Here is a 20,207-nt window from a genome sequence, read left to right as displayed (position 1 = left end):
CTAAACTTCCGTATCGTCAAATTTATAACCGATTCCCCACACCGTCTGAATGACCTGGGGCCCAACCTTCTCGAGCTTCTGCCGGAGCTTCTTAATATGGGCGTCAACCGTGCGCTCCTCGCCAAAGTATTGGTAACCCCAGACTAGCTCTAAGAGCTTATCGCGCGAGAAGACTTGCTTTGGCTTTTGGGACATCGTTAGCAGCAGATCGAACTCCTTTGGCGTCAGTCCTTCAACGACCTGGTCGTCGAACAAGACTTCCCGGAGTCTTTGGCTAATCTTCAGGTGGTTTGTCTGCACATCGTATTCACCACTCGTTTCTTGTTCTTGTGTCTCGGTTTCGGTCAATTCTGCGCGCCGGTGCAAAGCCTTGATGCGGGCAATCAAGGTCATCGGACTGAAGGGCTTTGTGACGTAGTCGTCTGCACCAAGCTCTAGGCCAAGTACCTGATCCGACTCCGAGTCTCTGGCCGTAAGCATGATGATGGGAATGGCCTTAGAGACGGCTCTAATCTCCCGCGCCACCTGCATCCCATCCTTCCCGGGCAAATTGAGGTCGAGCGTAATCATGTCGTATTCGTCCTGCTTCGTCTTGAACATGTCGATTGCCTGTTGGCCATCTGCTGCTACATCTAACTGCCACTGCTCCTTCTGAAAGAACATCTCCATCATTGTGGCCACCGAATTGTCGTCTTCAACCATTAATATTCTCATTACTCGTTCCTATCTAGCTCAAAGCATTAATCGCGCCAACAAAAAAAGTACACTGATGCACTAAAGAATTGTGTTCCGGCATCGCAAGTCGGTCCTTGTTCTCTTTAAATCAGTATACTTGATTAGTAAATTTTTACCAAAATTAATTCTCCACTGGGGCAGAAAGAATGGCGGCCATCTGACCAGTGAGCGTGTAATCGTGCACTTGGTTAGGAATGATGAAGTTCGTTCCCTTCTTGAGCCCAAACTGCTGGCCGTCGACCACTAATTGGCCGGCGCCATCAATAATCGAAACGAGCACATAAGGGTGTTCTCCTCGGCTCAGCTGCAGCTCATCGACCACGTCCAGCTTATCAACATAGAAGAATGGTGAGACGGGGGGCTGCAGATATTCGGTCACCTTAGATTCACCTTGAGTAGTAGTCACGATGTTTAGCTTCGGATCCGTCGCTGGTACAGTCGTTGTATCAATCGATTGCTGTAAGTGCAGTTCCCGCTTCTCACCGGTGACGGCGTCAACCCGGTCATAGTCATATAGCCGATAAGTCGTGTCGCTTGATTGTTGACTCTCGAGCACAACGATTCCCTTAGTTAAGGCGTGAATGGTGCCACTTGGAACGTAGAAAAAGTCACCTTTCTTCACGGGAACTTTTCTTAACAAATGGTCCCAATCACCAGATTCAATCATCTCCTTGAGCTCTGCTTTAGTCTTCGCATGATGGCCGTAGATTAGGTATGAGCCCGGCTCTGCACTCAACACGTACCAGCATTCGGTCTTGCCGAGCTCGCCCTCATGAATTCGGGCATACTCGTTGTCAGGATGTACCTGAACCGATAAGCTGTCGTTCGCGTCTAGAATCTTCGTTAATAGCGGGAATACTGGCTCCTTCGGGTTACCGAAATACTCAGGATTCTCCTTGTAGGCTACATCTAGGGTCTTCCCTTTCAATGCACCATTTAAAATCGTGCTTGGGCCATGGGGATGTGCCGAGATTACCCACGCCTCACCGATATCACCAGCAGGAATATCATAGTTAAATTGGGTTTCAAGCTTGCGCCCACCCCAAATCTTCTTCTGAAAATATGGTGCTAAAAAAATTGGTTCCATCTATTATTCACCTCGTTTTTCATTATATCGGTTTCAGCTTTTAAATGGTACCTCGAAATGATTTTCTTGCGGAGCGTTTTCATTTAGTGTACAATCTTTTCTATCGGAAATTTTTTGAGGTGAAAAATGAATATATTAATTGCTTTTATCCCTGCTATTTTCTGGGGAATCATGCCTATCACAAATGTGAAAGCAGGCGGTAAGCCAATCAACCAAATCCTTGGAACGACAATGGGTGCATTCCTTGTTTCAATTGTGATTTTCTTCATTACGAGCCCAGGCCTATCGAGCCACGCCTTGTTATATGGAATTCTCAGTGGTGCTTCTTGGGCCTTCGCCCAGATGTTACAATTCGAGGCCTTCACGGAAATCGGCGTCTCAGGTGCAATGCCCATCTCGACCGGTCTCCAAATTATCGGTACTTCGTTAGCTGGGATCGTGTTGTTCGGCGAATGGCCAAAGACTCAGACCAAGTTGATCGGCTTCTTAGCAATTCTCATCATCATTGTCGGCGTTTATTTGACGACCATCTCTGATAAGAAGATTGTGCACACTGACAAAAAAGTCGATGTGAAGAAGGTTGTCTTAATCTTTGTATTCCAAATTTTCGGCTACGTGGGCTACTCAGTCTTCCCTACTCTTGGCGATCTAAATGGTAAGGAAGCATTCCTACCACAGACCATCGGGATGGTTGGGGCAGCATTATTATTCAGCCTGTTACCAAGTAATCTAAAGTTAAAACCTCTCTTTGATAAGAACACATATTCAAACGTGCTTAGTGGGATTCTGTTCGGCATTGCCGCCTTTGGTTACCTGCTCTCTGCCAAAGCAAACGGCATCGCCACTGGCTTCACAATTTCACAAATGAATGTTGTGCTTGCAACATTGCTCGGCGTTTACGTTCTGAAGGAAGAAAAGTCGAAGCGAGAGCTTATCTTCACACTGGTGGGACTCGTACTCGTCGTCGCCGGCGGAATTATCACGACCATCATGCCCCAGTAACAACCTAATCTTAAGTTTGAACCAGCTGCCAGTAAATGGTGGCTGGTTTTTTATTATGGTGGCGGCGATTGCAAAAAAATTCCCCACACCAACAATGATGTGGGAAATAGCCAAAAAGTCTTTTCATAGAACTTGTGCAGTCGATGTTAACTATTACTTATTGACCCTGATCAACACTAGATTAACTCTTTTTCCAACGCCTTTCTCACAAGTCCAGAAACGTTTACTTTTCTTTCCCTAGCTAAATTATCTAGATACTCGGGTATTGTGATAGTTCTTTTGACCGTCTTTGTCTTTAACCGTTTTTCTTTTTCTAAGTACCATTGCTTCATATCTACTGAAATATAAACAATCGACTCATTAGATTTAAGTCGCCAAGATGAGGGATCCATCGGTTTAGGATAATCCTCTCCATCAATCATTGTTGCAATTGCATCAACTGCCTCAATGACTGCATCTTCTCTAGTATCGCCTTGTGTAATCATTCCCTCAATATTAGGGCTGGTTACTGTAAAATAGTCTCCATCATCATGAAATTCAGCAAAAATAGTTGGATAAACCAATATTTTATTTTTCATTGTATATTTTATGTCCTTTCTAACAAACATATACCCAAACACGATGTTATTTAAGCCCAATCTGCTTAAATATCTTATCTTGTGTACCTTTCTTAATCTCCCTTGAATGGAAATTTATTTCGGTTGTACGTCCGTCAGGATGCTTATATCTTCTGTGACTTCCTTTCCCCTTCCCCGGAACTAATTTAAAACCTTGTCTTAAGACAATTTTCTCGAGCTTGTCGGGTTTCATCGGCATTAATAAATTTCTCTTTTCTATACCTATAGTATATATATAACATACCAATTTGTAAATACTTTATACTTATTATTGTCGCTGCTAAAACGCTGACAGTAGTGGTAAAACATCGGAAGTAATCTAACAACATGATGCGCGTCTTTCACAAACAAAAAAGAGTGTAGACATTGATTCAACAACATCTACACTCTCGATAATGGAGGTGAGGGGGTTCGAACCCCTGTCCAAACGCATTTTGTCGCTAACTTCTACACTCATAGTTATACTATTTAGAATTTCGCACGAGCAGTCCGCCGTATAACAGGGCTCCCCTGCTCGCACTAACCTGATGATCTCTGTTCGTTCTTGCAGGTGGAAAGAGACGACCGTAGCCCGTATTTTTGAGACCCAATTCTAGCGCCGGGCAAGCCAGATTGGATCACGCTAACTGGTTATTAAGCAGCTAATGCGTATGAATTATCATTGTTTGCAGTTATGATTAACTGAGCGTTTTAACGTAGACGCGACCTACGAAGCGCGATTAGCGCAAATCTACGCCTGTCGAATTCCAAAACACCCCCGGGAGATTTGCTAATAAAGTATAGCATAAACCGCTAGGGATTACTAATTTATCGTTCTGCAGTCGGCTTGATTTTACGGCTAAGAAACCGCGCTACAATCTCCACCTTACCCTTGATTTTGAGGGCGGTAATTAACACATCCCCACGGAAAAGTTGGACCTCCGTTAAACCGGGGCTCAGTTCTTTCAGCTCATACTTCGTGAACGCCTGGTACGACTGAATTTGACGGAGCGAGGTTAAAACTCCCCACTCGCCTAAACCAGGATACCAAAGAAATAGGGTCAATAAGAAGACGGTGATGAAGATTCCTCCAACAATTGTGTCGCTGTTGCGCCCATTGAGGAGAACAACTGCTGCCATGACAAGTGCTAAAGTCAGCCAAATTAGGCGCACTACTAGACTTCTCCTCGCCGGATACTTGATTGTCCTCCTCTGCCAAATCGTAAAGATAACCAGCAGGAGGCTGATTAATAAATAAATATAACTTGGTGCTGACATGATTTCTCCTCTAAATTTCAGATTTACTTTGCCTCAACCCGGCGCAAGAACAGCCACGATAACAGAAGCACGCAGACTGCCAAGCTAGTGAACATGCCCGCTGCTAGAAACGGATTTGGTGCTAGCTGTCCTGTCCTCGAAAAGCCCAGTAATAACAGTCCAAATCTGGCTAATGCCGCATTCAGCCCGGTGAAAGCGTAGTTCAACAGATAAATTGCCGGCCCTAACAATACGGCCACCGTCAACACGATGTACTTCGCCCTTTTGCTCAACCGGTAGACAACGAGTGCGGTAAAGTGCAGCAGTGTGATTAGCACAAACATCGCCGCCACACACCAGATAAACAAACCCAGAATATTCTCGCCGTAAAGCAGAGTGTACAGAATTAGATTGTTGGCAAATTTAATTGAGAGCCAGGTGGTTGCAGCTGTGACGACTCCCAGAATCACACTTAAAATCACAGTAGAGATGATGTTAGCGAGATAATAGGTCTTCCGCGAAATACCGTTGATCAGCGCAAATGAGAACGCCTCACCAAATAGTTCATATCCTACGAAAAGAGCGAAGCCAAACGCCGCAATCTCAATCGAGCCTACCGGATTTTGCACATTTTTGAAGATGAGGCCAAGTGCCAAATTGATCCCCATAATCAGTGCCAGAATTGCCAAAAGGTACTTAGCCGAATTCACATGATAGAGGATGAGATACTTCAACCGTTTCTTATCCATGACGCACCCCTTTCAGAATATTCACATAAGCCTGATTTAAACTCTCGTTTTCAGCGATTTCCTGGAGTGTACCTTGCTTGATAATCCGTCCCCGATCGATAATCACAACCTCCTGAAGAACGGGTTCCACCTCTTCAATCAAGTGCGTCGAAATGATGATCAGGTTTTGGTACTGCCGGTGGTGCGTTAATAGCACTTCGTAAAATAACTCACGGTAGAGTGAATCAATTCCCAGCACGGGCTCATCCAGAATCATAATTTTGGCTTTGCTAGCTAGGGCCACAACCACTTTTAGTATCGTGTAGTAGCCCGTCGAAAGACTGTTCGTCTTCTTATTCAAATCCAGATCGAACTTTTGCGCCAAGTCTTTCGCATAATCCAAGTCAAAATCAGGAAAGAAACGGGATTCCCAGACCAACAGATTTTTTAATTTGATATCCTTCGGGTACTTATCATTCTCTGTCACACAAAAGATATTCTGCTGTACCCGTTCATTCTCCAGCACGGGTTGACCCTGGACCGTCACCGTACCAGCCGTTTGGAACAGTCTGTTCGCGATAATCTTCATCAGCGTTGTCTTACCGGCACCGTTTGAGCCCAGCAAACCGTATATCTTGTTGTCGCTAAAGGTCAAATAAACATTAGCCAGCGCTGCTTTTTCGCCATAATGCTTACTAAGGTTTGTAATTTCTATCATCGTGTCTCCTCTGTTGTGGGGATTATGGCAGTAGATTCCTAATGCTTGACCCAATTATACCAATAAAGTTACTCATACTCCTCAATTGTGCGCTATTAATATAAAAAAGGATCGTTCAACTGAACAATCCTCTCAATAATCTATTTAGTTAGTGCGATCACGTCTCGAACAATCATTAACTCTTCATCCGTTGGCACAACCAGTAGTTTCACGGTTGATTCGGGTGTGTTAATAAACCGTTCGCCCGATGCGATGTTCGCATCCCAGTCCATCCGGGCACCATAGAAGTCTAGTCCCCGTACGATGTGGTCCCGAATGTCGATACTATGTTCTCCAATCCCGGCGGTGAAAATCAAACCGTCGAGACCGCCCATTTCAAAGACATACTGGCCGATATAGCGTACAATCCGGTTGATGAAGATATCGTGTGCTAAACGAGAACGAGGTTGATCAAATGTAGCTTCAACGTCACGCATATCAGGTGAAACACCGGAAATACCCAGGAGACCAGATTTATTGTTGAAAATATCAATCAATTCTTGTGCACTGGATAGATTTAGTTTCTTCATCAGAAACGGAATCAGCGAGGCATCGATGTCGCCAGTTCTGGTGCCCATCGTCACACCCGCTAGCGGTGTGAAACCCATTGATGTATCGAGCGACTTACCACCCTGAACTGCGGTCACCGAGGCACCGGAACCGAGGTGACAAACGATGAGTTTCAACTCACTGATATCTCTTCCCATCAATTCAGCTGCACGATGTGCTACGTAACGTACGCTCGTGCCGTGTGCACCATACTTTCTTGCACCATATTTTTCATAATATTCATATGGTAGGGAATAAAGATAATTAATCATTGGCATCGAGGTATGAAATGACGTGTCGAACACACCAACCTGAGGCACCCCAGGCAACATCTTCATAAATGCCTCAATACCGCGTGCCTCTGCAGGATTATGCAGTGGTGCATATTGGGCTAAGTCGTAAATTTTCTGCAAATTTGTCTCATCGATAATGGTACTCTCTTTGAAGTCCTCACCGCCGGCCACAATCCGGTGCCCCACACCTTTAATTTCAGCAAGATCAGCCACAATCTTCATTTCAGTTAAATGGTGTAATAACAGGTTCACGGCTGCTTCTTGGTCGGGAATGGCTACGTCAAAATGTTGTTTCTGGCCCTGATACTTAATCTCAAAGAATGAACCATCGATTCCCACGCGTTCGGCAATTCCTGATGTGATAACCTCTTCACTAGGTATTTCAAATAACTTGAATTTGAATGAAGAGCTCCCGGAATTAATTGCTAATATTTTTTGCATAATCATGTACCTGCTATCCTAAGTTATTTTTGTACCACTCATTTAGCTCATAATTGAATTCAACCAGAGATTCTGGCTTACGTAAAGAACCTATTTTAGCTAAAAGAATATTCTTTGGCTGGTGTGCGTCATCCCCGTGGTTTTGCAAGACCATAATCGCCCGACGTTTATTCCGTTCCGTAAACAAATCATCTGGTAAATCAATAATTGCTTGAAGATAAACATTTTTGGCTAACCAGCCAATGAAGTTGGTAGCGTTTTCTCCTTTTAATAATAACTCAGGAATTACCAAAAAGGCAAACCCGTTTTGGTTGAGATGCAGGACAATCTGTTCAATTAGTAATTCATGTGCCATAGAGTGGCCGGTTGGCCGCGCATTAACAAATTTCTTCGCCCGTTCATCAAGCGGATAATAGCCCACTGGCAAGTCAGAAATAACAACGTCAGGTGCATCCCCCAGCCACGGTTCAAGCGCATCTTGATGATAGAGATCGATTGGCTGTTTTGCAACCAATGCCCTGACATCCGCCAGGTCAAGTAAATCAGCGTTGTTGTCAATCCCACTAACTCTAAGTTCCTGTCGCTTATTAGCTTTGTATTCATTAAGGACATCTAATAAAAGGGTCCCTGTCCCAACTGCTGGATCCAGAATACTCTTGCCGGTTAAATCGGGCACAAACTTCTCGGCTAACATCGCGATTACCATCGCTAAATATTTCGGTGTAATTTGCTGGTTCTCATCATAACCATCATGGCTAACCGCGGTCAGCGTTAGTAAATAAAGCAGTGTTTCCTTATTCGCTACAGAGAGCGTATCATAATTTAACTTAGCATACGCATCCGTCAGTTGTTTTACACCTTCGACTGACGGCGCTCCCTCGTCAACCTTAACGGTTTGGTGCTCCAGGTTATCAAACGTCTCAACGAGTGCCGTGGTAAAGTCCGAGTTCAACTCGGTCCGTAGCAGTTTCACGGCCTGCTCAAATTCAGGGTAGATTGTTTCAATTGCTTTCATTTAATTACCTCACTATGCTCAATTGTACAAATTAGACATAAGAGACGCAAGAAATGACTTTAATCATTTGTGGAGATTGGTAATTAATAACTGATTTTCATGCAATATAGCAACAAAGTTCTGGTAATACATCTGCCAGAGGACCAGGCTCAAAATAAGCACCAGGACCGCGCTAACCATGACACTTCCCCGAACCTTAAGTTGTCTGTTCAAGTAAACTCGCTTTAAAATATAACTCACTAACTTGTCCATTTCGTTCCCTCAAACTAATTTGAAAACCATCATCGCAAATTCTGAAAGTAGCACTAGAAATTTTAACAATTAACGGCATATGACCACTCGAATTGCCACGAACACGAATCATCGACTGGTAAAATTCCACCACATAAGAAACAGTGATTCCTGGTTCCTTTTGTCGGCTCTTTTGAATAACCATTTTCTTACTGGTCGAATTCTCGGTATCGATCGAGAATCCACCATCTTTTTGGAGAAAATTATCAAGTTTAACATAAGCATACGCCACATCGTTACTCTGCGGGAGGAACTCGTTTGCGTGCTTAATAAGCTGTAGGTTACTAGCGAGCAGTAGCACGACCAGGGTCAGGCAGAAAAGGGCAATCACACTCTCAATCAGCGTAAATCCACGTAATTTCTTCATCAGCTTACTCACTACTTTTCGTTAGAATCGCTTGTACGTCCCATTCAGTGTATTCTCGGTCGTGCACCGTGACTGACTCAAGCCTACCTAGCCTCATCATTCTAGCCGCCAGATAAACATCTACCCGTTGATTCTGTGCCAGCAAAATTTGTTTCGTTTGGGCAATATTTAACTCTAAAAAACCGATTCCAATGGTTAGGACGACTAGGGCGGTCATCGTCTCAACCAGAATCATTCCCTCTAATCTACGCCACAATCAGCTCACCCCACATCATCTGAATCGTGATTTTTCTACTCCAGGAGCCATCTGTAAAGGTAATGGTGGTTGGTGCGACGTAACCATCATTGCCAATATTCAGTGCGCTCGTTAGGCCAAAGACCTGCATTTGATCTGGTATTCTCACCAGCAGCTTCGTTGTGCCAGCTTGAGCAACCACTATTTTCCGACTAGTTGGGTAGTAGCGAATTAATGCGCTGCTATTGCTTATTTCAGCAATCTTCTTCGCCTGTTCAAATTGGGTCACAAATGTCGTTACGGTCTGCTGGCGTTCTACACTTCTCTTCATCCCGGTGAGCTCCACGGCTGGTACCAGTATTAAAAGAGTCACGATAAAAAGAGTGACCATGCTTTCAATCAGTGTAAAACCCTTAGCTGTCTCCTTTTTTAGCAACTGTTCCATCCGCATTTAGTACGTACCCATCCTGCAATTTGTTATATTGCTCATTTGTGATATGTTTATTCTCTTTCAATGCTGCAAAAGAAATTCTTTCGGATTCCGTATCTACAATGTCAATCTGTGATTGAATTGTCTGAATAAAAGCGGTATCCGTTTTCTGTTCGGCGATTCCTTTTTGCTTCGCGGCATTTGGGAGAATCAATACCGTTAACATCGCGATGATCAGGACCACGATCACCATTTCGATGAGCGTAAAGCCGCCAACTCGTTTACTCTTACCTAAATTGTTCCACTCTATTTTTCTCACTTAGATACTCCTCTTTCGTTAACTGATTTAATTAAAATCCCTGCATCATACTATAGACCGGCATCAACAACTTTAAATACATTGTTAAGATACCGATGCCAATCACGATGAAACTTAGTGGTTGAATCTTCAAGCTGAGTCTTTGAAGACCAGCAGATAGCTCTTCATAGGCAATTACTTCAAGTATTTTTATCTGTCGCGCCACCACTATTCGCTCACTCCCGGTATTGACGACAAATAATAGCTCATCGCTCAGAAATGGTTCCGCAGTGATAATCTCCTGTAGTGTACGCCCCGCAACCAGCTTTTGCTTGACGTTTAATCCCAATTGATACTGCAAGGAGCCCGCGGGCTGTTTCAGGGCGAAACCACAGATATCCTGCAACGAAAAACCATTGCTGAGGAGAATATTTAAATTAAACAAGATGAGGTATTGGGCGTACCTTAAGACCATCTTGCCAATAACAGGCCAACTTCTAAGCACTAGCAATTGGGCATAGCTCTGTTCGTTAATCGACTTTATTGCGTAGTAGACACAATAGATAATCACTAAAATACCCACACCCAGTAATAGCCACAGAATTTTTTGCCAATCAGCTGTGGGACTCTTCGGGAGGTAGTTCCCCATAAAAACGCGCATAAAGATCATTAAAAAACTCATCATCACAATAATCACAACAGGATAAGCCATCTCTTGCTTAATCTTCTTCATCTGCTCTCGTCTCAGAACCAGCACGCCCGTTAGTTGACGGAGACACTGTCTCAATGTACCTTCCTCAAGTGCCATTCCAATCTGGGTCGTCGTGGTCAAAGAGAAACCAATTTCGGCAAGAATCAGCGCAAAATGCCTGTTTTGGCGCATCAATTCGTTTATTCGGAACAATTCATGCTCACGCTGATGCCAAATTCCCGGCAAGGCCTGCAAGCCCTCATTTAAGGAGAACCCGTTGTCTAGGAGCAGAGTGATATTCTCTAATAGCTTGATGCGGTCAGTAGTGTTCCATTTACCCAAACTCAAAGCTTGCGGCGTTTTGTTCACTTAATTTCCCTTCTTCCATCAGTTGGGTTAATCTCGCAGACCAAGTAAAGAATCCCTGCTCTGGTTGCTCAATCACCTGCATTAGGTCCGGTCCACTACCCACATCAATGAGACAATTAAGTTCGTCATCCGTTGACTTAATTAAACGCTGATACGTGAGACCACGAAGCGCATTAATTAACTCCAACTCACTGACGCCTAGTTCCAAAAGACGCATTACCGTGCCCTTCGTACTCATTGCATGAATGGTAGCCAATACTAAATGGCCACTTAAACTTGCTCGCACAGCTAATTGAGCCGTTACACTATCGCGAATCTCACCAATAATCAGAATATCTGGTCGGTGACGCAATGCCGCCTTTAAAAGCTCGGGATATGTAATTCCTGCGCCCAAGTTAATCTGCGTTTGGAAAAAGCTGGGCTCCTCTATCTCAACAGGATCCTCCATACACATCACCATTTTGTCCTGCCCGACCTCTCTCGCCAACTGGTACATCAGCGTTGTTTTGCCCGATCCTGTTGGTCCGCTGGTCAGTACCAAACCACGTCCCTGACAGACTTCTACCAGACGCGTAAAATCTGTTGGAAAGAAATATTTTGAAGCTCGCATCCGATAGATTATCCGGACGACCAAAGACTCACGGCCGTGAAAGTCACCAACGGAAGACAACCGTAAGTAACAGGACTTCTCTGGCAATTGAAACGACCCGACCTGCGGGCGCCTGTGCTCCGTAATATCCATGCGGGCGTGATATTTCAGGTAATTAATCAACTCACCACCTAAATCTAACTGCATGCGGCGGTATGTGCTTAAGCCAGCAATCTCTTTAAATTTCACGACGTATTCTTCACCATCGACGAGAAAGTAGATATCGCTGACCTCCTGGGCCTGTGCTGCACTAACCAGCTGTTTGAATAATTCTTGTACCTTCATTTGTCCCTCCTTTTTTCTAGTCACATTAATAAATACGCAGAAAAATGCGTAAAACTTTTGCCAGCGCAAAAAAAGATCAGATGATTACTCATCTGATCTAATTCTGTGTCTAAATGTAATATGTAATTCTTATTCCTCTAAGTTTGATGCTGAAGTATAAACATCTTGCACATCATCACTATCTTCGAGCGCGTCAACAAGGTGTTGTAGCTTCTCAAGCTCGTCTGCTGGTACTTCCAAGCTGTTCTGTGGAATCATTGTTAGTTCTGAGACGGCAAGCTGATAGCCGGCTTGCTCGAGTGCATCACGGACAGCCGTGAAATCTTTGGCATCGGTATATATTTCAAATGCTTCATCACTTGTCTGCAAATCATCCGCACCAGCATCCATGATGTCCATCAAGACGGTGTCCTCATCTGCATCCGTTGTTGTCCGATCAATCACGATGTAACCCTTGCGGTCAAACATGTAAGAGACGGAACCGGTTGCGCCGAGACTACCACCGTTTCTAGTGAAAGCAACCCGCACGTCTGAGGCGGTTCTGTTCTTATTATCTGTCAACGCCTGGACAAAGATTGCAACACCTGCTGGGCCATATCCTTCGTACGTAATCTCGTCGTAGTGAGTGGCATCGCCACCCTCTGCCTTCTTGATTGCCCGTTGGATATTGTCCTTTGGCATGTTCGCTGAACGGGCCTTATCTAATACTAAACGAAGAGAAGGATTACCTGAAGGGTCAGGACCACCACTCTTTGCAGCCATGTAAATTTCACGAGATAATTTCTGGAAAATTTTACCTCTTTTTGCGTCTTGAGCATTTTTGCGGCCCTGTATATTGTGCCATTTTGAATGTCCTGACATTTGGTCTCCTTCTTTCATTTCAATTTTTTGTTAACCTTAATAATAATAGCAAAACAGATTCGTACATTCAATGACTCTGCTAGTTTTCAGCCAGTTTTTTTCGTTCGTGATGACGCCACACCACGAAAATAATTAGGCCAACAAGCAGAATGCCTACTACTGCACCGAAACTGTCAAGCATCACGTCGTGGACGCTCGGAGTTCTACCACCGGTAATCGCCTGGTGGTATTCATCAAATGCGGCTAAGCCGGTCATCGCGAGCCAGATGATGAGTGCCGGGAAGAAATTGTGTTTAATGAGGCGTCGTAACCCATAGTAGAAGAAGGCACCCATCAGAAAATATGAGGCGAAGTGGGCCAATTTACGCAAGATAAACTCCAGATATCCGGCATAGCCATCGAGAGCAAGCGAATGTTTCTCACCTGCATAGACAAAGCTGAATGAGTTGAGGAACCGGGTGAATGGTGGCCAGAATGGTTGCAAGTCACTTTGGATATTTTGCTGTTGGTATGTCATAGATGAACTGATGAAGATTAACACCAGTACCACTAATCCGAGGGATAATGCGATCTTTTCTTTCTTACTCAAATGAATCTACCTCACCGATCTAATTTTCTGCCGTTCACGTGCATTTGACGCAATAATAACGTAATTTCACGCATTTTTTCAGCCATCTTACGTCATTTCACTAGTAAAAAAATAAATTTACAGTATTCTAGGTATAAGAGATTTAGTGGAATTTTGCAAGGAGATAATATGAATATTAATGATTTTTTAGATAACAAATTCGGGCAATACCCGAAAACTGATGAATTGGCTGACCTGCGTGAATCGATTGAGGAAGATATGAATAACTTCGTGCAGCAGAAGGTGGCTTCAGGCCACACCGAGGAAGAGGCAGTGGCGATTGCCATCGAGAACGCGAGTGATCTTGACCAATTACTCAAGTTTATTGGTGAGCAAGAGGTCGACTACTCGAAGAGCTTCAACCTCTATTCACAGATCAATCGGCGCTTGAACAGCCTAGAACTAGTTAATTCCTATAGCGTCGAGCTCCAGAATATTTCGGAGCTGCACCTGAATTTCCACCTCGGGAACATCCTAATTTTACCAACTACCGATAATAAGTTGACGGTCCGGGAATTCATGTCGCGAGAAATCAAGGGATTGTTCTCAACTCCGAGCAAGGTTGGTAATGTACTCCAAATCGAGCAGGGGCCACGTAAAATCGTGGGCATCCTGCGGAACAGAATTGAAATTTCACTTCCCCAGAGTTTTGCCGGCTTCTTCTCACTAACCTCAAGTACGGGTAACGTGATCGTCACCAAGTTACACTCCGATATACTATTCGATCTCACGATTAATTCGGGCAACATCAGACTAACCGACCTGGATGTGAAACGAATTCAGGTCGATGCGAAGAGCGGTAATTTAAAAGCACAGCACATTAAGACGACGGATTTCCACATTAACGGCAAGAGTGGCAACGTGCGCTTACAAGACGTGCACGTTCAAGGAACGGCCAATCAATTCGTCATCACCATGAAGAGCGGTAATCTGAAACTGACAGACATCATAGCCGAAACCTTGGTCACCAACTGCACCAGCGGCAACATTCGTCTAGAGGATGTCACGGCAAAGTTCTTCGACCTGAAAACCCAGAGTGGTTATATTCGTGCCTTAAATATCGCAGGAGCAGGGAAGATTTTGTGCCGTTCCGGAAACGTACGGCTAGATTTCAATCAGCTTACTGGTGATTTGCGGGTTGAAGAAAAAAGCGGCCAGATTAAGGTCGCTTTCCCAACAGAAACTGCTTATCAATTCGACGTAACCTCGAAGACGGGGCGCGTGCTTCTACCCAAAAATGCCAAGATCACGGACTACAACAAAGGTCAGACGCTTGGCCAAGTCGGACAATTACCGGCTAACAACGTCACTCTGAGTACAGTTAACGGTAACATCAAGCTGCAGTAATGCTGCTTTTTTTAGTGGTTATTCGCCCAGCGCAAATTTACGCACAGCTTTAGCAAACCCATCATCCTCGTTCGTCGCCGTCACATATGTCGCATGCTCCTTGATCATTGGAATGGCGTTACCCATGGCTACCTTTAAGAAGTCGGGTTGTTTAAACATCGAGAGGTCGTTTCCTTGATCGCCAAGAATCATCACCTCATCTGGGGCAATTCCTAGTTTTTGAGCTAATTCTAGTACGCCGGTTCCCTTTGATGCGTCCTTGCTGTTTATCTCAAAGAAGAAATCCTCGCTCTGTGTAAGTTGATAATCCTCATACATGCTAGCTGGAACCTGCTTAATGAATTGCGTGAGCTTACTAGGCTCATCTGTGATCATGATCTTACTAATCTCAATGCCAGTGGGAATCTGTTCCGGGCGCCGATATCTAATTGGCATGTGAGTCAGGAAACTTTCCATCGAAATGTAGAGGTTCATGTCGGCATTTGGCGTGTAGAAGTGGTTGAGCGTCTCGAAGTGTAGGTATGTCTGATTCTGCACCGCTAGTTCATTCCAACGACTGAAGTCCTGATAGCCCAGCGGATGCTCGATTACGGGATTACCCGCGAGGTTCTGGACGAACGCGCCGTTGTAAGTCAAGACGTATTCATCCTCACCGCTCAATCCTAATTGCTGTACATAGCGCGCTACACCAGGTAATGGCCGACCAGTCGCGAGCACTACCTTAACACCCTTTGCGCGTGCGGCGGCGATTGCCGCGAGTGCTGCAGGTGAAATTTCCTTTTGGTCTGTCAGTAGTGTGCCATCCATATCTGTGGCGATTAATTTAATTGTCATTATTAACTCCTATCAATTCAATTAGTACTAGTATAACGGAAAAAGCGGTTTCTTGTAGGATGATTCTGTGAGAACTTGCAGTTTTGTTAAATTTCTGTAAAATAGGTCAAGTTATCACACTGTGGTTCGTAACCACCCCACAATAAAAAACTAAGGAGAATTTTGTGATGAAAGAAAAAACGTTAGAACTAACCAAGATGGGTCTGGTCGCAGCCCTCTATGTTGCCCTCGGACTCTTATTCCTGCCCCTGAGCTTTGGACCGCTCCAATTCCGCTTCGCCGAGATGACCAACGCAATTGCCGTCTTCAACAAGCGTTATGTTTGGTCTGTGACCATCGGCTGCTTCATCGTCAACATGTTCAGCAGCCTCGCCGCGGTTGACCTGATTGTCGGTACAGCAAATACACTAGTTATCACGGGCGGTAGCTACTTAATTAGCCGCCTGATCAAGAATTACTGGGCCCGCTTAGCTGTCGTGCCAGTCGTTGGCGCCCTCAGCATGTTCATGATTGCGCTCGAGCTGAAGTACATTGCCGGCGCACCATTTTGGATTACGTATGCCGGACTGATGCTCACCGAGTTTGTGATGTGTGCAGCTGGTGCCATCATCTTCGGCTTAATCGAACGAAGCAAGAGTATTCCTACGAAATATAAATTTAGTAACTAAACTAAATATTGCTAGCACCAAAAAAAGTTTCTCATTCTCTGATTAGAGAGTCGAGAAACTTTTTTTATGCGAAAATACTGTAATAATTGACGTCATGATAACCTGACTTAAGGAGAATTTGCTCCCTCAGTGTCGCCTCGAGCGTCATACCGACCCGCTTAGCCACGGCATTGCTGGGCTGGTTTTCAACTGCAGCCACTAACGTAATTTTATGGAGCTTGAGTTGGCCAAAGCCAAACTTAATCAACTTGGCTACACTCTTGGTCATAATTCCCCGTCCCTTTAGGTCCGCACTCAGCCAATATCCAATATCGGCCTGGTGATTGAGGTGTGATATCTCGTTGAAACTTAGGCTGCCAGCCACTTGTCCCTTGTAGAAAATTAAAGTCTCGTAAGCCTCACCTTTCATGGTGGCATTGTAAAATTGCCTGAGCGATAATTCCTGCGCAGCGGGCGAAGTGACGTGCTCGACCCAGGGCAACCATTCCAGTAAGTAGTCTCTTTGCACCTGAATTAGTGTAAAGAGCTCCAGCGCAAATTCCGGTTTTTTTACTCTAAGAATAATATCGTCATCAACAACCAGTTCGAGTGGTAACTCCTCTTGTAAGTTATTCATTAATACCAATCTCGGCCCGGACGACGTCACAAATTCGGTTTACATATTGCTCAACCAACTCTTTGGTTGCTGCCTCGGCCATCACACGCAGCAAAGACTCGGTTCCTGAAGGACGAACTAACACGCGACCTTCACCGTTCATTTCCTTTTCCACCGTGTCAATCACGGCTTGAATCGCCTCATTATTCTCCCAAGCATTCTTATCTGTCACCTTAATGTTGACCAATTTCTGTGGGTAGGTCTTCACGGGTGCAGCTAACTCACTGAGTTTCTTACCAGTTTCTTTCATCACGTAGAGCAGATGTAAACCAGTTAGCATGCCATCACCAGTATTGTGATAATCGAATAAGACGATATGACCGGATTGCTCACCACCGATGTTGTAGCCATCTTTTCTCATCTCTTCGACAACGTAGCGGTCTCCGACCTGTGTCTGGACTGAGTTAAGACCAGCCGCGTCAATAGCCTTATACAGGCCCAGATTACTCATGACGGTTGTCACAATCGTATCTTGTTTCAAACGCCCCTTCTCGCTCATGAACTTACCGAGAATATACATGATTTTGTCACCATCGACAATCGCACCATTCTCATCCACAGCGATACACCGGTCACCGTCACCATCGAAGGCCAACCCAATCTGTACCCCCTTCTCCACCACGGCAGCCTGTAACTGCTCAGGATGGGTTGAGCCCACCTGGTTGTTGATGTTCAAGCCGTTCGGGTGATCAGCAATGGTCTCGAAGTCCGCATCAACGTCCGCAAAGAGCCGGCTCACTAATGAACTAGTAGCACCATTTGCGGCATCAACGACCACTTTAATATCCGCGACGTCATCTGGAATGGTCTGTTCGATAAATTGGAGATATTTCGATGCACCCTCCGGATACTCCTCGACACTACCTAGCCCGTCAGCAGACGGACGCGGCAAAACGTCTTCAGGTGTATCTAATAACGCCTCAATCTTCTCTTCGGTAGCATCTGATAGTTTGTAACCATCTCCACCAAAGAACTTGATTCCATTGTCCTCAACAGGGTTGTGTGAGGCCGAAATCATGATACCAGCATCCGCATCCTGTGCCTTCACCAAGTACGCCACAGCTGGGGTAGAGATCACACCGAGGTTCAAGACCTCAATCCCCACAGAGAGCAATCCCGCAATCAGGGAGTACTCAAGCATCTCACCAGAAATACGTGTATCCCGGGCAACTAATACTTTTGGTCTCCTTGACTGATCTTCTTTTTGCTGCGTGAGGACGTATCCGCCGTCACGCCCAAGTTTAAATGCTAATTCTGGCGTCAGTCCCTCATTTGCGACTCCGCGAACTCCATCAGTACCAAAATATTTTGTCATCGTTAGTTACCTTCCCTAATCGTTTCCTTTTATCTTTACGTTTACTTTTATTTTTGCCGGGTCAATTTTAACCACACCAGTTGGTTTCTTGAGCGTGAACGTGTCTTCATAATCGACACTTTGGTTCGTCAAATCGACTGGTACCTCAATCTCCTCGATCTCTTTTAGATCAGCAGTATGACCGTAAATGCGTACCCGGGCAGTGTCAGTCGTCAACGCGTAGACCTTATCGGACTCGCCATTCTTCTGCGTGAGCTTTACCTTCACAGTCTTTGACGGTAAGACAATTGGGACCGTGACGTGCGTCGTTGCCGGGGTCAAAATAGTATTGAGCTGTCTGCCATCCTGATCAACTGCGACCAGCATCACCTCCTGGTCAATGGTCTGCGTGGCACCCTTAGGTACGCTAATCTTCGCCTCGATATGATCTACTTGTTCGATCTCACTCTTCGGGCCCGTTACAGCGACAACGCTAGGCGCAGCCTTCGCCGTTCCCACTTCGTAGCCGTCTGGCACGCCATCCTTGCTGTAAACAATCTGAATGGGGAAGTTCTTCGACTTCTTGGTCTGAATGGTCGCATCTACCCGCGCCGGTTTAACCGAATATGTAATTTGGTTATTCAGTCCAGAGATTTCGATCGGCACATTGTACTTGCCCGTCTTGAATTTCGATAAATCAATGAAGGCCCGAAAGTTCATTGTATTCACCGTCGACGTGACCAGCGCGCTCGGACCCTCCAACTTGACGGTCACCTTCTCCGGATAACCTGTCACAAAGTATTTCTCAGTATTAGCGCTAACTTGGAGTGTCACTTTGACAGACTGCGTCTTCGTGGCCATTTTGGTAGTTTGTTCCTGGTTCTGTGGCGTCGTCGAAGTTAACTGCGATTGATTGATGTAGATGAAAAGTAATATCGTAAAAATAAGTGCAACAATCCGGTAAATCCAGGGATTATCAAACAGTTTCTTCATTGTTTCGACCCCCATTTCCATAATCGATCAAGAAATGACCGATACCAAGGTTCTTTACCATCTGCCGCCGGGACTAACTGGGCGCGCAAGTACTTCAGGTAATCCTCACGCGAAAGATCAACCATAAATTGACTGTTCTTCGTAATGGTTACCCCACCGGTCTCCTCGGACACCACAATAGTGATGGCGTCCGTCACTTCGGAAATACCGACAGCCGCCCGGTGCCTAGTGCCCAAATTCTTTGGAATCATATTACTATCAGACAATGGTAGGTAAGCCGCAGCAACGGCGATTCGGCCGTCACGAATAATCACGGCACCATCATGGAGCGGTGTGTTCGGAATGAAAATGTTAATCAACAATTCACCGGTAGTCTCCGCATCGATTGTAATACCCGTCTCGATATAATCCTCGAGGCCAGTCTTCTGTTGAATACTGATTAAAGCACCAATCCGGCGTTTCGACATGTACTGGATTGACTTATCGAGCTGCTCCACAAATTGTTCGCTTTGTTCCTTCTCAGAGAAGCTTGCTCCACCAAAAATCGGGGCACGACCAAGCTGTTCAAGGCCGCGGCGAATTTCTGGTTGAAAGATGACAATTACACCAATCACACTCCAGGCCAATATCTGATCGACCAGGTAGGCAAGTGTGTGTAACTGCAAATAACCGCTTGCCAGTCGAATAACGATAATGATGCCGATTCCCTTAACTAACTGTACCGCTTTCGTGCCGCGCACCAACATGATTAAACGATAAATAATATACCAGACAATCAAGATATCTAGCAAATTCATTAAGTTCTGTAGCGTTAAAAGATGAGCCCAATCTTGTAACATATGTATCTCTCCT

25 protein-coding genes, 1 other RNA gene and 1 riboswitch are annotated in these 20,207 nt (G+C 45.0%); of the genes, 3 read left to right on the top strand and 23 right to left on the bottom strand.

Translation table 11 applies throughout. The features are described from left to right. Together LA20533_RS07050 and manA are read right to left on the bottom strand one after the other, a co-directional pair. The gene (locus LA20533_RS07050) at positions 1-714 is read right to left on the bottom strand and encodes a response regulator transcription factor (protein ID WP_054746006.1); all 714 of its coding nucleotides are present in this window, start codon (positions 712-714) and stop codon (positions 1-3) included. 142 nt (positions 715-856) lie between these two features. Further along, complete coding sequence (manA, locus tag LA20533_RS07045; RefSeq protein WP_056946008.1) at positions 857-1,822, bottom strand: mannose-6-phosphate isomerase, class I; 966 nt, start codon at positions 1,820-1,822, stop codon at positions 857-859. Between the two features lie 126 nt (positions 1,823-1,948). On the opposite strand from manA, the gene LA20533_RS07040 reads away from it, so the two are divergent. Next, on the top strand, positions 1,949-2,824 hold the full coding sequence (locus LA20533_RS07040; RefSeq protein ID WP_056946007.1) for a GRP family sugar transporter: 876 nt from the start codon (positions 1,949-1,951) through the stop codon (positions 2,822-2,824). 176 nt (positions 2,825-3,000) lie between these two features. Here LA20533_RS07040 and LA20533_RS07035 read toward each other — a convergent pair whose 3' ends face one another. From LA20533_RS07035 to LA20533_RS06960, 16 genes are all read right to left on the bottom strand, one after another. Next, a complete protein-coding gene (locus LA20533_RS07035; protein WP_075362850.1) occupies positions 3,001-3,402 on the bottom strand; it encodes a type II toxin-antitoxin system HicB family antitoxin in 402 nt (133 codons plus the stop codon). 46 nt (positions 3,403-3,448) lie between these two features. Then, positions 3,449-3,634, bottom strand: a complete 186-nt coding sequence (locus tag LA20533_RS07030; RefSeq protein ID WP_236693765.1) for a type II toxin-antitoxin system HicA family toxin — start codon at positions 3,632-3,634, stop codon at positions 3,449-3,451. A gap of 200 nt (positions 3,635-3,834) precedes the next feature. Next, positions 3,835-4,200, bottom strand: a transfer-messenger RNA (tmRNA) gene (gene ssrA, locus LA20533_RS07025). Positions 4,201-4,248: 48 nt separating this feature from the next. Next, complete coding sequence (locus LA20533_RS07020) at positions 4,249-4,698, bottom strand: hypothetical protein (RefSeq protein WP_056946006.1); 450 nt, start codon at positions 4,696-4,698, stop codon at positions 4,249-4,251. A gap of 23 nt (positions 4,699-4,721) precedes the next feature. Beyond that, positions 4,722-5,426 (bottom strand): hypothetical protein, encoded by a 705-nt coding sequence (locus LA20533_RS07015; RefSeq protein ID WP_056946005.1) that lies wholly within the window; start codon positions 5,424-5,426, stop codon positions 4,722-4,724. Continuing rightward, entirely contained in the window at positions 5,419-6,123 is a 705-nt protein-coding gene (locus tag LA20533_RS07010) for an ATP-binding cassette domain-containing protein (RefSeq protein WP_056946004.1), read from the bottom strand. The genes LA20533_RS07015 and LA20533_RS07010 overlap by 8 nt, the downstream gene beginning before the upstream one ends. A 140-nt stretch (positions 6,124-6,263) precedes the next feature. Continuing rightward, positions 6,264-7,445 carry an acetate/propionate family kinase gene (locus LA20533_RS07005; RefSeq protein WP_056946003.1) on the bottom strand — a complete coding sequence of 394 codons (1,182 nt, stop codon included), beginning with the start codon at positions 7,443-7,445 and terminating at the stop codon, positions 6,264-6,266. 13 nt (positions 7,446-7,458) lie between these two features. Next, complete coding sequence (locus LA20533_RS07000; RefSeq protein WP_054745995.1) at positions 7,459-8,460, bottom strand: class I SAM-dependent methyltransferase; 1,002 nt, start codon at positions 8,458-8,460, stop codon at positions 7,459-7,461. Between the two features lie 196 nt (positions 8,461-8,656). Next, positions 8,657-9,118: a prepilin-type N-terminal cleavage/methylation domain-containing protein gene (locus LA20533_RS06995; RefSeq protein ID WP_056946002.1), complete on the bottom strand. Its 462-nt coding sequence runs from the start codon at positions 9,116-9,118 to the stop codon at positions 8,657-8,659. A 4-nt stretch (positions 9,119-9,122) separates the two neighbouring features. Continuing rightward, complete coding sequence (locus LA20533_RS06990) at positions 9,123-9,374, bottom strand: type IV pilus modification PilV family protein (protein WP_141322550.1); 252 nt, start codon at positions 9,372-9,374, stop codon at positions 9,123-9,125. After that, on the bottom strand, positions 9,364-9,789 hold the full coding sequence (locus LA20533_RS06985; protein ID WP_056946000.1) for a type II secretion system protein: 426 nt from the start codon (positions 9,787-9,789) through the stop codon (positions 9,364-9,366). The genes LA20533_RS06990 and LA20533_RS06985 overlap by 11 nt, the downstream gene beginning before the upstream one ends. Then, positions 9,767-10,102, bottom strand: coding sequence for a competence type IV pilus major pilin ComGC (locus LA20533_RS06980; protein WP_056945999.1), 336 nt, complete (start codon positions 10,100-10,102; stop codon positions 9,767-9,769). Before LA20533_RS06980 ends, LA20533_RS06985 begins: the two co-directional genes overlap by 23 nt. A 31-nt stretch (positions 10,103-10,133) precedes the next feature. Continuing rightward, entirely contained in the window at positions 10,134-11,141 is a 1,008-nt protein-coding gene (locus LA20533_RS06975) for a type II secretion system F family protein (protein WP_056945998.1), read from the bottom strand. Continuing rightward, positions 11,107-12,075, bottom strand: coding sequence for a competence type IV pilus ATPase ComGA (gene comGA / locus LA20533_RS06970; protein WP_054745988.1), 969 nt, complete (start codon positions 12,073-12,075; stop codon positions 11,107-11,109). Before comGA ends, LA20533_RS06975 begins: the two co-directional genes overlap by 35 nt. Before the next feature lie 129 nt (positions 12,076-12,204). Further along, complete coding sequence (locus LA20533_RS06965; protein ID WP_054746019.1) at positions 12,205-12,936, bottom strand: YebC/PmpR family DNA-binding transcriptional regulator; 732 nt, start codon at positions 12,934-12,936, stop codon at positions 12,205-12,207. Between the two features lie 79 nt (positions 12,937-13,015). Continuing rightward, entirely contained in the window at positions 13,016-13,525 is a 510-nt protein-coding gene (locus tag LA20533_RS06960; protein WP_056945997.1) for a VanZ family protein, read from the bottom strand. A gap of 168 nt (positions 13,526-13,693) precedes the next feature. Here LA20533_RS06960 and LA20533_RS06955 point away from each other — a divergent pair, with 168 nt between their 5' ends. After that, on the top strand, positions 13,694-14,911 hold the full coding sequence (locus LA20533_RS06955; protein ID WP_056945996.1) for a DUF4097 family beta strand repeat-containing protein: 1,218 nt from the start codon (positions 13,694-13,696) through the stop codon (positions 14,909-14,911). An 18-nt stretch (positions 14,912-14,929) separates the two neighbouring features. On the opposite strand, the gene yidA is transcribed toward LA20533_RS06955, so the two are convergent. Beyond that, positions 14,930-15,745: a sugar-phosphatase gene (yidA, locus tag LA20533_RS06950; protein ID WP_054745985.1), complete on the bottom strand. Its 816-nt coding sequence runs from the start codon at positions 15,743-15,745 to the stop codon at positions 14,930-14,932. A 115-nt stretch (positions 15,746-15,860) separates the two neighbouring features. Further along, a riboswitch (PreQ1 riboswitch) is annotated at positions 15,861-15,905 on the top strand. A gap of 7 nt (positions 15,906-15,912) precedes the next feature. On the opposite strand from yidA, the gene LA20533_RS06945 reads away from it, so the two are divergent. Further along, positions 15,913-16,413, top strand: a complete 501-nt coding sequence (locus LA20533_RS06945) for a QueT transporter family protein (protein ID WP_056945995.1) — start codon at positions 15,913-15,915, stop codon at positions 16,411-16,413. A gap of 64 nt (positions 16,414-16,477) precedes the next feature. On the opposite strand, the gene LA20533_RS06940 is transcribed toward LA20533_RS06945, so the two are convergent. From LA20533_RS06940 to cdaA, 4 genes are read right to left on the bottom strand one after another with little or no spacing between them, the layout of a single operon-like run. Next, entirely contained in the window at positions 16,478-17,029 is a 552-nt protein-coding gene (locus LA20533_RS06940) for a GNAT family N-acetyltransferase (protein WP_056945994.1), read from the bottom strand. Next, positions 17,022-18,383: a phosphoglucosamine mutase gene (glmM, locus tag LA20533_RS06935; RefSeq protein WP_056945993.1), complete on the bottom strand. Its 1,362-nt coding sequence runs from the start codon at positions 18,381-18,383 to the stop codon at positions 17,022-17,024. Before glmM ends, LA20533_RS06940 begins: the two co-directional genes overlap by 8 nt. Before the next feature lie 15 nt (positions 18,384-18,398). Further along, entirely contained in the window at positions 18,399-19,355 is a 957-nt protein-coding gene (locus LA20533_RS06930; protein ID WP_054745978.1) for a CdaR family protein, read from the bottom strand. Beyond that, positions 19,352-20,194, bottom strand: coding sequence for a diadenylate cyclase CdaA (cdaA, locus tag LA20533_RS06925; RefSeq protein ID WP_056945992.1), 843 nt, complete (start codon positions 20,192-20,194; stop codon positions 19,352-19,354). Before cdaA ends, LA20533_RS06930 begins: the two co-directional genes overlap by 4 nt. Positions 20,195-20,207: the final 13 nt, after the last annotated feature.

This window comes from Amylolactobacillus amylophilus DSM 20533 = JCM 1125 (assembly GCF_001936335.1).
Classification (GTDB): domain Bacteria; phylum Bacillota; class Bacilli; order Lactobacillales; family Lactobacillaceae; genus Amylolactobacillus; species Amylolactobacillus amylophilus.
Note: the sequence above shows the minus strand (reverse complement) of the source record. Positions and strands in the feature narration are given on the sequence as shown.

What these genes read in the sequence shown, in the direction of transcription:
- LA20533_RS07050 (WP_054746006.1), bottom strand. Translation starts at nt 714, where the DNA reads ATGAGAATATTAATGGTTGAAGACGACAATTCGGTGGCCACAATGATG.
- manA (WP_056946008.1), bottom strand. Translation starts at nt 1,822, where the DNA reads ATGGAACCAATTTTTTTAGCACCATATTTTCAGAAGAAGATTTGGGGT.
- LA20533_RS07040 (WP_056946007.1), top strand. Translation starts at nt 1,949, where the DNA reads ATGAATATATTAATTGCTTTTATCCCTGCTATTTTCTGGGGAATCATG.
- LA20533_RS07035 (WP_075362850.1), bottom strand. Translation starts at nt 3,402, where the DNA reads ATGAAAAATAAAATATTGGTTTATCCAACTATTTTTGCTGAATTTCAT.
- LA20533_RS07030 (WP_236693765.1), bottom strand. Translation starts at nt 3,634, where the DNA reads ATGAAACCCGACAAGCTCGAGAAAATTGTCTTAAGACAAGGTTTTAAA.
- LA20533_RS07020 (WP_056946006.1), bottom strand. Translation starts at nt 4,698, where the DNA reads ATGTCAGCACCAAGTTATATTTATTTATTAATCAGCCTCCTGCTGGTT.
- LA20533_RS07015 (WP_056946005.1), bottom strand. Translation starts at nt 5,426, where the DNA reads ATGGATAAGAAACGGTTGAAGTATCTCATCCTCTATCATGTGAATTCG.
- LA20533_RS07010 (WP_056946004.1), bottom strand. Translation starts at nt 6,123, where the DNA reads ATGATAGAAATTACAAACCTTAGTAAGCATTATGGCGAAAAAGCAGCG.
- LA20533_RS07005 (WP_056946003.1), bottom strand. Translation starts at nt 7,445, where the DNA reads ATGCAAAAAATATTAGCAATTAATTCCGGGAGCTCTTCATTCAAATTC.
- LA20533_RS07000 (WP_054745995.1), bottom strand. Translation starts at nt 8,460, where the DNA reads ATGAAAGCAATTGAAACAATCTACCCTGAATTTGAGCAGGCCGTGAAA.
- LA20533_RS06995 (WP_056946002.1), bottom strand. Translation starts at nt 9,118, where the DNA reads ATGAAGAAATTACGTGGATTTACGCTGATTGAGAGTGTGATTGCCCTT.
- comGA (WP_054745988.1), bottom strand. Translation starts at nt 12,075, where the DNA reads ATGAAGGTACAAGAATTATTCAAACAGCTGGTTAGTGCAGCACAGGCC.
- LA20533_RS06965 (WP_054746019.1), bottom strand. Translation starts at nt 12,936, where the DNA reads ATGTCAGGACATTCAAAATGGCACAATATACAGGGCCGCAAAAATGCT.
- LA20533_RS06955 (WP_056945996.1), top strand. Translation starts at nt 13,694, where the DNA reads ATGAATATTAATGATTTTTTAGATAACAAATTCGGGCAATACCCGAAA.
- yidA (WP_054745985.1), bottom strand. Translation starts at nt 15,745, where the DNA reads ATGACAATTAAATTAATCGCCACAGATATGGATGGCACACTACTGACA.
- LA20533_RS06945 (WP_056945995.1), top strand. Translation starts at nt 15,913, where the DNA reads ATGAAAGAAAAAACGTTAGAACTAACCAAGATGGGTCTGGTCGCAGCC.
- LA20533_RS06940 (WP_056945994.1), bottom strand. Translation starts at nt 17,029, where the DNA reads ATGAATAACTTACAAGAGGAGTTACCACTCGAACTGGTTGTTGATGAC.
- glmM (WP_056945993.1), bottom strand. Translation starts at nt 18,383, where the DNA reads ATGACAAAATATTTTGGTACTGATGGAGTTCGCGGAGTCGCAAATGAG.
- LA20533_RS06930 (WP_054745978.1), bottom strand. Translation starts at nt 19,355, where the DNA reads ATGAAGAAACTGTTTGATAATCCCTGGATTTACCGGATTGTTGCACTT.
- cdaA (WP_056945992.1), bottom strand. Translation starts at nt 20,194, where the DNA reads ATGTTACAAGATTGGGCTCATCTTTTAACGCTACAGAACTTAATGAAT.